13 protein-coding genes and 1 tRNA gene are annotated in these 13,519 nt (G+C 63.9%); 8 read left to right on the top strand and 6 right to left on the bottom strand.

Features of this window, described 5'->3' with window-relative positions:
* Positions 1–32: 32 nt before the first annotated feature.
* Positions 33–1,121 (bottom strand): alpha/beta hydrolase, encoded by a 1,089-nt coding sequence (locus tag Sj15T_RS04295; RefSeq protein WP_013040021.1) that lies wholly within the window; start codon positions 1,119–1,121, stop codon positions 33–35.
* Between Sj15T_RS04295 and phaR the strand changes: the two genes are divergently transcribed.
* Together phaR and proS are read left to right on the top strand one after the other, a co-directional pair.
* Complete coding sequence (phaR, locus tag Sj15T_RS04290) at positions 1,120–1,698, top strand: polyhydroxyalkanoate synthesis repressor PhaR (protein WP_041385865.1); 579 nt, start codon at positions 1,120–1,122, stop codon at positions 1,696–1,698. The two genes, Sj15T_RS04295 and phaR, sit on opposite strands and share 2 nt — an antisense overlap.
* Positions 1,699–1,800: 102 nt before the next feature.
* Complete coding sequence (gene proS, locus Sj15T_RS04285) at positions 1,801–3,327, top strand: proline--tRNA ligase (RefSeq protein WP_013040019.1); 1,527 nt, start codon at positions 1,801–1,803, stop codon at positions 3,325–3,327.
* A gap of 165 nt (positions 3,328–3,492) precedes the next feature.
* On the opposite strand, the gene hslU is transcribed toward proS, so the two are convergent.
* Both hslU and hslV read right to left on the bottom strand, forming a co-directional pair.
* Positions 3,493–4,794, bottom strand: a complete 1,302-nt coding sequence (gene hslU / locus Sj15T_RS04280) for an ATP-dependent protease ATPase subunit HslU (protein WP_007685854.1) — start codon at positions 4,792–4,794, stop codon at positions 3,493–3,495.
* A 147-nt stretch (positions 4,795–4,941) separates the two neighbouring features.
* Positions 4,942–5,508, bottom strand: coding sequence for an ATP-dependent protease subunit HslV (gene hslV / locus Sj15T_RS04275; RefSeq protein ID WP_013040017.1), 567 nt, complete (start codon positions 5,506–5,508; stop codon positions 4,942–4,944).
* A 171-nt stretch (positions 5,509–5,679) separates the two neighbouring features.
* Between hslV and Sj15T_RS04270 the strand changes: the two genes are divergently transcribed.
* Positions 5,680–5,868, top strand: a complete 189-nt coding sequence (locus Sj15T_RS04270; protein WP_013040016.1) for a hypothetical protein — start codon at positions 5,680–5,682, stop codon at positions 5,866–5,868.
* 18 nt (positions 5,869–5,886) lie between these two features.
* Here the strand turns inward: Sj15T_RS04270 and Sj15T_RS04265 are convergent, their stop codons facing one another.
* A complete protein-coding gene (locus tag Sj15T_RS04265) occupies positions 5,887–6,015 on the bottom strand; it encodes an entericidin A/B family lipoprotein (protein ID WP_007685859.1) in 129 nt (42 codons plus the stop codon).
* Between the two features lie 134 nt (positions 6,016–6,149).
* On the opposite strand from Sj15T_RS04265, the gene Sj15T_RS04260 reads away from it, so the two are divergent.
* The 5 genes from Sj15T_RS04260 to Sj15T_RS04240 all read left to right on the top strand — a co-directional run bounded on the left by Sj15T_RS04260 (position 6,150) and on the right by Sj15T_RS04240 (position 11,245).
* Positions 6,150–6,224, top strand: a tRNA-Val gene (locus Sj15T_RS04260).
* A 127-nt stretch (positions 6,225–6,351) separates the two neighbouring features.
* Positions 6,352–8,568, top strand: coding sequence for a S9 family peptidase (locus Sj15T_RS04255; RefSeq protein WP_013040015.1), 2,217 nt, complete (start codon positions 6,352–6,354; stop codon positions 8,566–8,568).
* A 194-nt stretch (positions 8,569–8,762) separates the two neighbouring features.
* Positions 8,763–9,788: an aspartate-semialdehyde dehydrogenase gene (locus Sj15T_RS04250; protein WP_013040014.1), complete on the top strand. Its 1,026-nt coding sequence runs from the start codon at positions 8,763–8,765 to the stop codon at positions 9,786–9,788.
* A 10-nt stretch (positions 9,789–9,798) separates the two neighbouring features.
* A complete protein-coding gene (locus tag Sj15T_RS04245) occupies positions 9,799–10,479 on the top strand; it encodes a DUF2238 domain-containing protein (RefSeq protein WP_013040013.1) in 681 nt (226 codons plus the stop codon).
* Between the two features lie 4 nt (positions 10,480–10,483).
* Entirely contained in the window at positions 10,484–11,245 is a 762-nt protein-coding gene (locus tag Sj15T_RS04240; RefSeq protein WP_013040012.1) for an alpha/beta fold hydrolase, read from the top strand.
* A 130-nt stretch (positions 11,246–11,375) separates the two neighbouring features.
* Here the strand turns inward: Sj15T_RS04240 and Sj15T_RS04235 are convergent, their stop codons facing one another.
* Together Sj15T_RS04235 and Sj15T_RS04230 are read right to left on the bottom strand one after the other, a co-directional pair.
* Positions 11,376–12,830, bottom strand: coding sequence for an AMP nucleosidase (locus Sj15T_RS04235; RefSeq protein ID WP_013040011.1), 1,455 nt, complete (start codon positions 12,828–12,830; stop codon positions 11,376–11,378).
* Between the two features lie 74 nt (positions 12,831–12,904).
* Positions 12,905–13,387, bottom strand: coding sequence for a peroxiredoxin (locus tag Sj15T_RS04230; protein ID WP_007689220.1), 483 nt, complete (start codon positions 13,385–13,387; stop codon positions 12,905–12,907).
* Positions 13,388–13,519: the final 132 nt, after the last annotated feature.

The following is a 13,519-nucleotide window of genomic DNA, read 5'->3' as shown; positions in this document are numbered from 1 at the left end:
CAGGGGTGATGCTTTCGCGGTTGCACATATCATCATCCGCCATGGCTGGAAAGCCATTGGGACAGGGGTTCCCACAGCATCGTTCGCGCCCGGCCGCCCACGATCATGCCGACATGGCCCAGGTTCAGGGTCGCGTTCTCCGCCATTTCCGGCGCGGCGGCGGCGGGCACGATGCGGTCGGCGGCGGAACGGATCGACAGCGTGGGACAGGCCAGCCCGCGCGAATCGATCGCGCGGCCGCCGACAAGCCACTCCCCCCGTCCGCTCGCATTTGCGGCATAGAATTGCTCGAAAAGGTCGCGCCCCGCGGCATGGCTTAGCGGCGGACCGCCATTGGCCCAATCCTCCACCGCCAGAAAGGCATGTTCTTCGTCGGAACCCGGCGTCATGTCGGCGAAGGCGGCATATTTGCGAATCGTCCGGGCCGGGTCCATCGCCCAGAAGCCCGATTGCAGCACCTCCATCGGCACATAGCCCAACCGCTGGCACATCGGCTTGGAACTGCGCCAGAGCGCGCCGATCTCTTCCCGGTCGGCGGCCGGGAAGCCGTCGAAATCCCAGGGCGTGGCGATCGTCGCCAGCGCCTTTACGGGGTGCAGCGCCGCCGCGCCGATCGCCAGATTGCCGCCCAGGCAATATCCCACGACGATCGCCGGTCGGTCGAGGGCGGCCAGCATCGGCAGCAGCCGTTCCGTCACATGCCGGTCGAGGCCCAGCGCGCCGTCGTCCGCGGCCGGCGTGCCCCAATCCACCAGATGGGCGTCATGTCCTGCTGCACTCATGTGGCGCAGCATGGAGCGGCTGGCGGACAGGTCCAGCACCTGCGGCGGGTTGATCAGCGAGGGCACGAACACCACCGGAAAACGGCCGTTTTCCGTCCCATATCGAAGCAGCCGGGCGCTGCCCGCGCTGGCGACGACCGGAACGGCCGGCTGCGGGGAAGGGCGGCTGGCCTCCTGATATTTCCGCAGGCCCTGGAAAGCCCGTTTGCGCAGTTCGGGATCATCCTGCGTTTCGCGCCATAAAATATTGAGAAAAAGGGGTAAGGGCCGCGGGCCATGTTGCGGCGCGGCATTGCCTTGTGCTAATGCGGAAAATGCAGGTGTGGGAGAGGTATCCATGGCCAAATCTAAGACCGCGAACGAATCCGAGCCGGTCGTTATCAAGAAGTACGCTAACAGGCGGCTCTATAACACAGAAACGTCAAGCTACATCACGCTGGATCTTTTGTCGCAAATGACTCGCGAGGGGCGCGAGTTCGTCGTCGTCGATGCGAAGACGGGAGAGGACATCACGCATAATGTCCTCACGCAAATCATCATGGAGGAGGAGCAGCGGGGCAAGAACATGCTGCCCGTCAACTTCCTGCGCCAGTTGATCGCCATGTACGGCGATTCCATGCAGTCCATGGTGCCGCAATATCTGGAAGCGTCGATGGACGCGTTCCGCAAGAACCAGCAGCAGTTCCAGGAAGCGATGAAGGGCGCGTTCGGCGGCGGCCCGCTGGCCGAGATCGCCAAGCGCAACATGCAGATGTTCGAGGCGGCGGCGAGCGCCTTCGGCACGAGCATGCCCGGAATTCCCGGCATGCCGACGCCCGCTTCCCCGCCCGCCTCCGACGGGGCGAAGGACGACGAGATCGCGGAACTGAAGGCGCAGCTTGCCGCGCTCAACGCGAAGATCGACAAGCTGAGTTGATCGTCATCCCGGCATTGGCCGGGATCGTGACCGTTGGGAGTCGACAGGGGCGGCGCGCTTGTCCTATGGCGCGCCATCCACTCGAATTTTAAGGTCGACCCCGTGAAGCACGCCCTTTCCGTTACCCGCGAACAGGATTTTTCCGCCTGGTATCAGGCCGTCATCTCCGAAGCCGACATGGCCGAGGAAAGCGGCGTGCGCGGTTGCATGGTCATTCGGCCCTGGGGCTATGGCATCTGGGAACGGATGCAGAAGCTGCTGGACGACCGGATCAAGGCGACGGGCCATGAAAATTGCTATTTCCCGCTGTTCATTCCGCTGAGCTATTTCGAGAAGGAGGCGGAGCATGTCGACGGCTTCGCCAAGGAGATGGCGGTCGTCACCCACCACCGCCTGATCCAGAAGGATGGGCGGCTGGTGCCCGATCCCGATGCGAAGCTGGAGGAGCCGCTGGTGGTGCGTCCGACTTCGGAAACGGTGATCGGCGCGGCCTTTTCCCGCTGGGTGCAGAGCTGGCGCGACCTGCCGGTGCTGATCAACCAGTGGGCCAATGTGGTGCGGTGGGAGATGCGCACGCGCATGTTCCTGCGCACGGCGGAGTTTCTCTGGCAGGAGGGGCATACCGCCCACGCCAGCGTCGAAGAAGCGATGGAAGAGACGCTCAAGATGCTGGAAGTCTATCGCGGCTTTGCCGAGGAGTGCGTGGCGCTGCCGGTGATCGCGGGCGAGAAGCCGGAGAATGAGCGCTTTCCGGGCGCGGTCGCGACCTATTCCATCGAGGCGATGATGCAGGATGGGAAGGCTTTGCAGGCCGGGACTTCGCATTTCCTGGGCACGACCTTCTCTTCGGCGCAGAATATCAAGTTCCAGAATGCCGAGGGGCAGCAGGAACTGGCGCAGACCACCAGTTGGGGCATGTCGACGCGCATGATCGGCGGGCTGATCATGGTGCATGGCGATGATGACGGGCTGCGCGTGCCGCCGCGCATCGCGCCCTATCAGGTGGTCGTGGTGCCGATGTTGCGCGATACGGACGAGGATGCGGCGATCCTGGATTATTGCGGCGATCTGGTAGCGGAACTGAACCGGCAGGATGTGTTCCGGGAGCCGGTGCGCGCCCTGCTGGACCGGCGGCCCGCCAAGGCGGCGAACAAGCGTTGGGGCTGGGTCAAGAAGGGCGCGCCCATCGTGATCGAGGTCGGCGGGCGCGATGTGGCCGGGGGCAATGTGTCTGTCATCCGCCGTGACCGGCTTTATCGCGAGGATGGGAAGCTGGACAGCCGGATCGTGGCGAAGGGTGAATTCCTTGGCGCCGCGACCGGGATGCTGGAGGAGATACAGCAGGCGCTGTTCTCGGACGCTCAGGCGCGGTTGCTGGGGAATATCGACAAGTCGGTGACTTCGCTGGATGGGCTGAAGGCCTATTTCGGCGCGAGCAAAAAGCCTGGCTGGGCGCTGGTGCAATGGGCCAGGCCGACGGGGGCTACGCTGGACAAGGTGGTCGAGTGGTTGAAGGGCGAGAAGCTGACGCTGCGCAATGTGCCATCGGATGCGGAAGCGGCCGATGGGGTTTGCGTGTTCACCGGCGAGAAGGCGGTGGAGCGGGTTTTGGTGGGGCGGAGCTACTGACGTTAGTCATTAGGCAAATCGGGACACCGCCCGCCTTCACTTGATTGACGGAGGCGTCGGTTAAATCGCATCGTGTTCCTGCGCAGGCAGGAACCCAGTCCCAGCATTTGAACTGGGTTCCTGCCTGCGCAGGAACACGGATATTAGTAGGCGGCAGCTTCGCCCTTACAGAACATATTTGCTAAGGTCGGTATTGCGGGCGACTGCGCTTAGCTGCTTCTCCACATAGGCTGCGTCGACCAGCAGCGTTTCGCCCTGGCGGTCCTCCGCGTCGAAGCTGACGTCTTCCAGCAGCTTTTCCATCACGGTCTGGAGGCGGCGGGCGCCGATATTTTCGACCTCGCTGTTCACCTCCGCCGCGATCTTCGCAACGGCGCGGATGCCGTCGGGCGTCAGGTCGACGGTCACGCCTTCGGTCGCCAGCAGGGCGCGATATTGCGCAACAAGGCTCGCCTTGGTGTCGGAGAGGATCGACACGAAATCATCCTCCGTCAGCGCCTTCAGTTCGACGCGGATCGGCAGGCGGCCCTGCAATTCCGGCAGCAGGTCGCTGGGCTTGGCCACATGGAAGGCGCCGCTGGCGATGAAGAGGATGTGATCCGTCTTGAGCGGGCCATATTTGGTCGAGACCGTCGTGCCCTCGATCAGAGGGAGCAGGTCGCGCTGCACGCCCTCGCGGCTGACGGAACCGCCGCGCACGTCGCTGACGGCGATCTTGTCGATCTCGTCTATGAAGACGATGCCGTTCTGCTCCGCGCTGTTGATGGCGACGCGGGCGACGTCGTCCTGGTCCAGGCGCTTGTCCTGCTCCTCCTCGACCAGCTTGTCCCAGGCCTCCGCGACGCGCAGCTTGCGGCGCTTCTTCTGCTGCTGGCCAAAGGCCTTCGACATCATGTCGGACAGGTTGATCATGCCGATCTGGCCGCCCATGCCGGGGATTTCCATCGGCATGGAGGGGCTGTCGGCGACTTCCACCTCGACCTCGACATCGTTCATCTGGTTATTCTCGATCCGCTGGCGGAAGGAGAGGCGGGTGGCCTCGCTCGCTTCCTTGCCGGTGAGCGCGTCGAGCAGGCGGGCCATGGCGGCTTCGGATGCGGCTTCGCGCACGGCTTCGCGGCGGCGGTCCTTTTCCAGGCGCACTGCTTCCTCGACCAGATCGCGGACGATCTGCTCCACGTCGCGGCCGACATAGCCGACTTCGGTGAACTTGGTGGCCTCGACCTTGACGAAGGGCGCGTCAGCCAGCTTGGCGAGGCGGCGGCTGATCTCCGTCTTGCCGCAGCCGGTGGGGCCGATCATCAGGATGTTCTTCGGCGTCACCTCGTCGCGCAGGTCGGGCGAGAGGCGCTGGCGGCGCCAGCGGTTGCGCAGGGCGACGGCCACGGCGCGCTTGGCGTCGGCCTGGCCGATGATGTGCGCGTCCAGGGCGGAGACGATGGCTTTGGGGGTCAGATTGTCGTTCATCTTCATCTCACTCCCCTCCCATTCAAGGGAGGGGCAGGGGGTGGGTGCGATTGCGCCGGCAATCGCTTGCAACGTTTGAGGGATAGGTTGGAAGCTCGCTTTGCTCGCGGCCCACCCCACCCCCTCCCGCCTGCGGGAGGGGCTTTATTATGTCGCGCTTTCCAACTCTTCGACCACAAGCTGATCGTTGGTGTAGACGCAGATGTCCGCCGCCACCTTCATCGCCTTGCGGGCCAGGGTTTCGGCATCCTCCTCATATTCCACCAGCGCGCGAGCAGCGGCGAGGGCGAAATTGCCGCCCGAACCGATGGCCGCAACGCCGCCCACCGGCTCCAGCACGTCGCCGTTGCCGGTCAGGATCAGCGTCACTTCCCTGTCCGCGACGATCATCATCGCTTCCAGGTTGCGGAGATATTTGTCGGTCCGCCAGTCCTTGGCCAGTTCCACCGCGGCGCGCATCAATTGGCCGTTATGCCGCTCCAGCTTGGCCTCCAGCCGTTCGAACAGGGTGAAGGCGTCCGCCGTCGCTCCGGCGAAACCGCCGATCACCGATCCGTCGTGGAGGCGGCGGACCTTGCGGGCGTTGGGCTTCATCACCGTCTGGCCCATGGAAACCTGGCCGTCGCCGGCGACGATCACCTTCCCGTTCTTGCGTACCGACATGATGGTGGTGCCATGCCAGACCGGCATGGAACTGGAGCGTTGGTCGTTCATGGCCGGCATATGGGAGCGATGAGGACGGCGCGCAAGCATCCGCTGCATAAGCGCCGGATCGTGGCATTTTCTGGACGGATTTATTTCAATCCGTTCAGGAACCAATCTGGCTCAATTGACATTGTGCAACGCAGCAACAATCATCCAGGCATGTTGCAGAGAGGCAGGATCATGACCCTCAAGGCCAGAGCGCGGGAAAAGGTCGAACGGGCGGGAATATCCAACTATTCCTTCGACCAGGACGTGCTGGTCATGTGCGGCGTGCGCTACACGATCGCAGCCTGCGACTGCGGCGAGCCGGAATGCGACGGCGTCCGGCTGGAGAAGGATGCGGCCGTCGCCAGCCGCATGCTCCAGTGATCGGGCGATCCGGCCGGGTCAGTTGATCGCTTTTTCCCCGGCGCGGCCGACGGATTCGATGTCCCGGCCCGCGCCCTTAACGGTATTGCACGCAGCCAAAGAGGTAAGAAGCAGCCCGGCGATGACCAGGGCGACGGTTTGACGCATGTATAGGCACTCCTTCTGAAAGCGTATCGACTATAACGCGGATGGAGCGGATAAGTCCATTTTCGGAAAATAGCTTGTGCGATGTGCTTGACAGGCGGCGCGGTGGATGCCAATGGCCGCCTCCTCCTTAAAGGGGGCGCGTAGCTCAGCGGTAGAGCACACCCTTCACACGGGTGGGGTCACAGGTTCAATCCCTGTCGCGCCCACCATGGCCCATCTGGAAGCGGCCATGGGTTTGAAGAAATATTATTTCCCAACATTGATCTTTTCATCCGCTTGGCGCTAATTTCGCGCGCATGCGCTGCGGCTCTGTCGCGGTCCAAGCAAGGGATGAAAATGTCGCCATATCTGAAAAGCGGCGCGGCTGTCGGCGCGCTGTTGCTTTCCGTGATTTCCGCCCAGGCGCAGGAAAAACTGACCCTGGAGCGGGTTTTCGCCAGCCCCGACCTGTCCGGTCCGCAGCCCAGGGCGTTGAAGCTGTCCCCCGACGGCAAGCTGGTGACGCTGCTGAAACCGCGGACGGATGAGAAGGAGCGGCTCGACCTGTGGGCCATCGACACGTCCACCGGCGCGGAGCGGATGCTGGTCGATTCGAAGAAGACCGGCAGCGGCGCGGCGCTTTCCGAGGCGGAGAAGATGCAGCGGGAGCGGGATCGCTCCGTCGCGGGCAGCACCGGCATCGTCGGCTATGACTGGGCGCCGGACGGGAAATCCATCCTGGTGCCGGTCGATGGCGACCTTTATCTGGCGGCGCTGGACGGAAAGGTGACGCGGCTCACCGATACGCCGGACGGGGAGCTGAACGGAGTGGTCAGCCCGAAGGGCGGCTATGTCTCCTTCGTGCGCGGCGGCAATTTCTTCGTCCAGCCGATGGGCGGCGCGGAAAGGCAGTTGACCCAGGGCGCCGGCGATACGGTGAGCTGGGGCGTCGCCGAATTCGTGGCGCAGGAGGAAATGGACCGGCGGACTGGCTATTGGTGGTCGCCCGACGACAGGCTGATCGCGGTCGCCCGCGTGGATGAAGGCCCGGTCGGCACCGTCACCCGCACGGCCATCGGCGGCGAGGGCACCAAGGTCTATCAGCAGCGCTACCCGGCGGCCGGAACGCCCAATGCGCTGGTCGACCTTTATGTCATGAAGCCGGAGGGCGGCGGCCAGGTGAAGGTCGATCTGGGGACGGAGAGGGATATCTACCTTGCCCGCGTTGACTGGTCGAAGGATGGCAGGACACTCTATGTCCAGCGCGAGAGCCGGGATCAGAAGACGTTGGACCTGCTCGCGGTCGACCCAGCGACCGGCAAGGCGCGGGTGATCCTGACCGAAAGGGCGAAAAGCTGGATCAACCTCAGCAACAATTTCACGCCGCTCAAGGACGGCAGCTTCCTCTGGTGGTCGGAAAGGACCGGCCATGGGCATCTTTACCATGTGCGGGGCGGCAAGTGGACGGCGCTCACCAGCGGCGATTGGGAAGTACGCGACGTGGTGGGCGTGGATGAGGGCAGGGGCCTCGTCTATTTCACCGGCAACAGGGAAACGCCGCTGGAGCAGCAGCTTTACGTGGCATCGCTGGCCAAGGCGGGACCGCTGCGGCAATTGACCGCGACCGGCTGGTGGAATGACGCGGTGATGGATGGCGCGGCTAGCCGCATCGTCGTGGCGCGCAGCAATGCGGACCAGCCCAGGCAGGTCTATCTGGCCGACAGCGCGGGCAAGCAACTGAACTGGCTGTCGGAAAATGCGATCAAGGGGGATCATCCCTACGCGCCCTATCTCGCCAGCCATGCGAAGACGAGGTTCGGCACGATCAGGGCGGCGGACGGATCGACGCTCTATACCCGGATCATGACGCCGCCGCTGGAGGCCGGGAAGCGCTATCCGGTCTTCATGCTGCATTATGGCGGGCCGGGCGCCGGGCGGCAGGTGACCAATTCATGGGGTTCGCCCATCTACCAATATCTGGTGGACCGGGGCTGGATCGTCTTCGCGGTGGACAATCGCGGCACGCCCGACCGGGGCAAGGCGTTCGAGGACCAGATCCACCGCGCCATGGGCACGGTCGAGGTGGAGGACCAGTTGAAGGGCGTCGAGTGGCTCAAGACGCAGCCCTATGTCGATCCCCGGCGGATCGCGACCTATGGATGGTCCTATGGCGGCTATATGTCGGTGAAGCTGCTGGAGAAGGCGCCGGGCGTTTTCTCGGCGGCGGTGGCGGGCGCGCCGGTGACGAAGTGGGAATTGTACGACACCCATTATACCGAGCGCTATCTGGGGCAGCCGCAGGAGAAGCCGAGCGCCTATCCCGCATCCGGCGCTGTGGATGAGGCGGTGAAGATCAAGGATCCGCTGCTGCTGGTCCACGGCATGTCGGACGACAATGTGGTGTTCGACAATTCGACCGCGCTGATCGCGAAGATGCAGGGCGCGGCCGTGCCGTTCGAGATGATGGTCTATCCGGGCCAGACCCATCGCGTCGGCGGGCCGGGAATCAGCGTGCATCTGTGGCGGACGATCGAGGATTTTCTGGCGCGGGAGGGGACGGGGCCAGAAAAATGAGGTTCCGTGTTCCTGCGCAGGCAGGAACCCAGTTCAACGGTGGAACTAGGCTCCTGCCTGCGCAGGAGCACGGAGCGGCAGGATGGAGATAAGAAGCCCCGCTTCGGCCCGATAAACCGCTTGCCGCTGGACAAACGGCGCAATGCCGCTATGGCGCCCACTCCGCAATTGTGCATGGAGTGGAGTGTTAAGTCATGGGCTACAAGGTCGTCGTCGTTGGTGCCACCGGAAATGTGGGCCGCGAGATGCTGACCATTCTCGCCGAGCGCGAGTTCCCTATTGACGAGATCGCGGCGGTCGCATCGCCCCGGTCGCAGGGCACCGATGTCGATTTCGGTGACACCGGCAAGACGCTCAAATGCAAGAATATCGAGCATTTCGACTTCACCGGCTGGGACATCGCGCTGTTCGCCGCGGGTTCCGGCCCGACAGCGGAATATGCGCCCAAGGCGGCTGCCGCGGGCTGCGTGGTGATCGACAATTCGTCGCTCTACCGGATGGACCCGGACGTGCCGCTGATCGTGCCCGAAGTGAATCCGGACGCCATCGACGGCTACAAGAAGAAGAACATCATCGCCAATCCCAACTGCTCGACCGCGCAGATGGTCGTGGCGCTCAAGCCCCTGCATGACGCCGCGACGATCAAGCGCGTCGTCGTCGCCACCTATCAGTCGGTGTCCGGCGCGGGCAAGGCGGGCATGGACGAGCTGTTCGAACAGTCGCGCAACATCTTCGTCGGCGATCCGGCCGAGCCAAAGAAGTTCACCAAGCAGATCGCCTTCAACGTGATCCCGCATATCGACGTCTTCCTGGACGATGGTTCGACCAAGGAAGAATGGAAGATGGTCGCGGAAACCAAGAAGATCCTCGATCCCAAGGTGAAGGTCACGGCGACCTGCGTGCGCGTGCCGGTGTTCGTCGGCCATTCCGAAGCGATCAACATTGAATTCGAGAATGAGATTTCGGCGGAGCAGGCCCAGAACATCCTGCGGGAGGCGCCGGGCGTGATGCTGGTCGACAAGCGCGAGGATGGCGGTTACGTCACCCCCGTCGAGTGCGTGGGCGACTATGCGACCTTCATCAGCCGCGTGCGGGAGGATTCGACCATCGACAACGGCCTGAACCTCTGGTGCGTCAGCGACAATCTGCGCAAGGGCGCGGCGCTCAATGCCGTGCAGATCGCGGAACTGCTGGGCCGCCGTCACCTGAAGAAGGGCTGAGGTTCTTGCCATGATCTCCGGCGCTGCTGTCTGGAAAGCCGTTCCAGTCGCGCAGCGCCGGATGATCATTGTGGCTGTAGCGGCCATCGTCGCCGCCAATGTCGAACAACCCTATCCCGAACTGGCTCCGCTCCAGCATGGGCCGACGCTCCTTTTGGCCCTCGTCGCGCCGTGGCTGCTGCGGCGATGGCCTTTGTCGAACGGGTCGGCGGCGTGCATCCTCATTTTCCTGCTGCTGCACACGCTGGGCGGTCGGTATATCTATTCCTACGTGCCCTATGACGCCTGGGCGCGGGCGGTCAGCGGGCATGATGTTTCCGGCACTTTCGGGCTTGCGCGCAATGGTTATGACCGGCTCGTGCATTTCGCCTTCGGCGCTCTGCTGACGGCGCCCATGGCGGAGGCGGTTCGGCGTCATGGCAATATGCGGGCGGGCTGGAGCCTTGCCTTCGCCTTCATCTTCGTGGGGTTCGCGGGGGCCCTGTACGAGATTTTCGAATGGCTGCTGAGCGTTGTCGCAGCCGGCCGGACCGCCGACTGGTATAATGGCCAGCAAGGCGACATGTGGGATCCGCAAAAGGACATGGCGACCGCGCAGATCGGCAGCGCCCTGGCTCTCGTCTGGCTTCTCGCCACTCGACAAGCGCAGGGCGAGGCCATATCGCCGGACCCGCATTCATCCAAGGAGTAGCCGCGTGTCCGACCTGCCCATCGAAAAGCTGGAGATCAAGGGTTTGGGAGGGCTTCCGCTTGCCGTGCATGTGGTGGGGCAGGGGCGAGACCTGGTGCTGATCCACGGCTATTTCTCCAATGCCTGGACCAACTGGATACGCTACGGCCATGCCGCGAGACTGGTCGAGGCGGGTTTCCGCCTCATCCTGCCGGACCTGCGGGGGCATGGCGAAAGCGGCAAGCCGCATGACCCGGCCGCCTATCCGCCGGACGCCTTGACGGAGGACGGGCTGGCGCTGGTCGAACAGATGGGGCTGACCGACTATGATCTGGGCGGCTATTCGCTCGGCGCGCGGACGACCGTGCGGATGCTGGCGCGGGGGGCGACGCCGCGCAGGGTGATCCTGGCCGGCATGGGGCTGCGCGGCCTGGTCCAGACGCTCGACAATGGCGGCTATTATCGCAAAGTCCTGACAAATCTGGGCACGTTCGAGCGCGGGACTTCGGAATGGATGACGGAAGCCTTCCTGAAGACCACCAAGGGCGATCCTGTCGCGATGCTGCACATCCTCAACACCTTCGTCGATACGCCCAGGGACGTCATCGCCGGCTTCCAACAGCCAACCGAGGTCATTTGCGGGGCCGACGATCGGGACAATGGCGTGGCGCAGGAACTGGCCGATCTGCTGCCCAATGGGCGCTATGTCGAAATTCCGGGGAACCATATGAATGCCGTGACCCGGAAGGAATTGGGGCAGGCGATGGCGGATTTCCTGACGGCTTGATTTTCGGGCGTCCCCCTCCGTTCGGGCTGAGCCTGTCGAAGCCTCTTCCTTTTCTTCAAGAAAGTAAGACCCTTCGACAAGCTCAGGGCGAACGGGTGTTGGGTGATCGCTTCATGGGATATGGCCGCGCTTACCGGAAAGGCGGCTCGTTGAAGGCGCGCAGCTTGCGGCTGTGCAGTTTCGGCCCCTCCTGCCGCAGCAGCTCGCAGGTCATCAGGCCCACGCGCAAATGGCCCGCAATCGCCTCCTCATAGAAGCGGTTGGCCTGTCCCGGCAATTTCAGTTCGCCATGGATCGGCTTGTCTGACACGCAGAGCAGCGTTCCATAGGGCACGCGGAAGCGATAGCCCTGCGCCGCGATGGTGGCGGACTCCATGTCGATGCCCACGGCTCGCGACAGGCTGAACCGCAGGGCCGAACTCGAATAGCGCAGTTCCCAGTTGCGGTCGTCGGTCGTCACGACCGTGCCCGTGCGCAGGCGACGCTTGAAATCCTCCCGGTCGTCTCCGCCCAGCACGGCCTCGGCCGCCTTGGCCAGCGCCACCTGAACCTCCGCAATGGCGGGAACCGGGATTTCCGGCGGCAGCATCTCGTCCAGCACATGGTCGTCGCGCAGATAGGCGTGCGCCAGCACATAGTCGCCGATCCTTTGGCTGGGGCGCAGGCCGCCGCAATGGCCGATCATCAGCCAGACCTCCGGCCGCACCACCGCCAGATGGTCGCAGATCGTCTTGGCGTTGGACGGGCCGACGCCGATATTGACCAGCGTGATCCCACTGCGATCCGGGGCGATCAGGTGATAGGCGGGCATCTGGTGCTTGCGCCAGGCGCTGTCCGCGATCATCCGGGCCGGATCGGCGGTCTCCGGCGTCACATAGACCCCGCCTGCCCCTGACAGCGCGGTATAGAGACTGCCCTCCCGCTGCAATTCAGCGCAGGCCCAGGCAACGAATTCGTCGACATAGCGGTGATAGTTGGTGAACAATATGTAGCGCTGCACATGTTCCGCCGGAGTGCCGGTATAATGTTTGAGCCGCGCCAGAGAGAAGTCGGTGCGCAGGCCGTCGAACAGCGCCAGCGGCCTTTCGCCCTCCACATCCTGCATGAACAGGCCGTCCGCGATCTCGTCCCCGATTTCCGCCAGTTCGGTGGCCGGGAAATGGCGGGCGAGTTCGGTGGGCGGCGTGCCGTCCAGCGCGCTCATGTCCAACCCGTCCAGGACATAGGGGAAGGGAATCTGCTGGCCGCTGATCCCGGTTTCCACCGTCACGCCATAGTCGCGGACGAGGAGGTCGATCTGTTCCGCCAGATAGTCGCCGAACATGGCGGGGCGGGTGACGGTGGTCACATAGCGCCCCGGCCTGGACAGCCGCGCGAAAGAGCGGCCGGGCGGCGGCGCCTCCGACTCGCCATGATGGACGATGCGCAATTCCGGATAGCAGAAACGCCTGTCGGTCTTGGCTTCCGCTGGCGGAACGCTGCCGTCGCGGGCGTAGGCGCGCATGGCCTCGCGGAGATTTTCGATGGAGTTCCGATAGATGTCGTCGAGTTCGGCGACGATTGCACTGCCGATGCTTCTTGTCATCGTCCCTTGGTAACGCACTTATAGGGCCGAAGGAAGATGCGCGCCCGAATTGCAGGCGCGCATCCTGGCGAAAATCAGATCTGGTCGAGCAGATATTCGGCCGACGACACCTTGAAATCGCCCGGCGCCTCGACATTCAGTTCCGCGACGACGCCGTCCTTGACGATCATGGAGAAGCGCTGTCCCCGCGTGCCGAGGCCGAACTTGCTGCCGTCCATGGTAAGGCCCACGGCCTGCGCGAATTCGCCATTGCCGTCCGCCAGCATCGTCACCTTGCCGTCGGCATTGGCGGACTTGCCCCAGGCGCCCATGACGAAGGCGTCGTTGACGGCGGTGCAGGCGATCTCGTCCACGCCCTTGCCCTTCAGTTCCTCCGCCTTCTCGACGAAGCCGGGCAGATGGCGCGCGGAGCAGGTGGGCGTGAAGGCCCCCGGCACGGAGAACAGCGCGACGGTGCGACCGGCGAAGAAATCGTCCGAAGCGACCTGCTCCGGGCCGTTCTCGGTCATCTTGACGAAAGTGGTGCTGGGGACGCGTTCGCCCTTCGAAATGGTCATGGTCTGCCTCCTGGCCTTGTTGGGTCGGCGGCACGTTGGGCCTGGCGGGCGGTCTGTCAAGGGGGCGGCATGGAATATGGCGCGCCGCCCCGCCCAAGCGACGGCCCGCCATTGGCAAAGGCGACAAGGGGC

Origin of the sequence: Sphingobium sp. TA15, from assembly GCF_037101235.1 — a bacterium.
Lineage (GTDB): Bacteria > Pseudomonadota > Alphaproteobacteria > Sphingomonadales > Sphingomonadaceae > Sphingobium > Sphingobium indicum.
Note: the sequence above shows the minus strand (reverse complement) of the source record. Positions and strands in the feature narration are given on the sequence as shown.

Excerpts from the sequence above, each read along its gene's own strand:
- Sj15T_RS04235 (WP_013040011.1), bottom strand. The coding sequence starts at position 12,830 with ATGACAAGAAGCATCGGCAGTGCAATCGTCGCCGAACTCGACGACATC.
- phaR (WP_041385865.1), top strand. The coding sequence starts at position 1,120 with ATGGCCAAATCTAAGACCGCGAACGAATCCGAGCCGGTCGTTATCAAG.
- Sj15T_RS04270 (WP_013040016.1), top strand. The coding sequence starts at position 5,680 with ATGACCCTCAAGGCCAGAGCGCGGGAAAAGGTCGAACGGGCGGGAATA.
- hslU (WP_007685854.1), bottom strand. The coding sequence starts at position 4,794 with ATGAACGACAATCTGACCCCCAAAGCCATCGTCTCCGCCCTGGACGCG.
- Sj15T_RS04265 (WP_007685859.1), bottom strand. The coding sequence starts at position 6,015 with ATGCGTCAAACCGTCGCCCTGGTCATCGCCGGGCTGCTTCTTACCTCT.
- Sj15T_RS04250 (WP_013040014.1), top strand. The coding sequence starts at position 8,763 with ATGGGCTACAAGGTCGTCGTCGTTGGTGCCACCGGAAATGTGGGCCGC.
- hslV (WP_013040017.1), bottom strand. The coding sequence starts at position 5,508 with ATGAACGACCAACGCTCCAGTTCCATGCCGGTCTGGCATGGCACCACC.
- Sj15T_RS04255 (WP_013040015.1), top strand. The coding sequence starts at position 6,352 with ATGTCGCCATATCTGAAAAGCGGCGCGGCTGTCGGCGCGCTGTTGCTT.
- Sj15T_RS04245 (WP_013040013.1), top strand. The coding sequence starts at position 9,799 with ATGATCTCCGGCGCTGCTGTCTGGAAAGCCGTTCCAGTCGCGCAGCGC.
- Sj15T_RS04295 (WP_013040021.1), bottom strand. The coding sequence starts at position 1,121 with ATGGATACCTCTCCCACACCTGCATTTTCCGCATTAGCACAAGGCAAT.
- Sj15T_RS04230 (WP_007689220.1), bottom strand. The coding sequence starts at position 13,387 with ATGACCATTTCGAAGGGCGAACGCGTCCCCAGCACCACTTTCGTCAAG.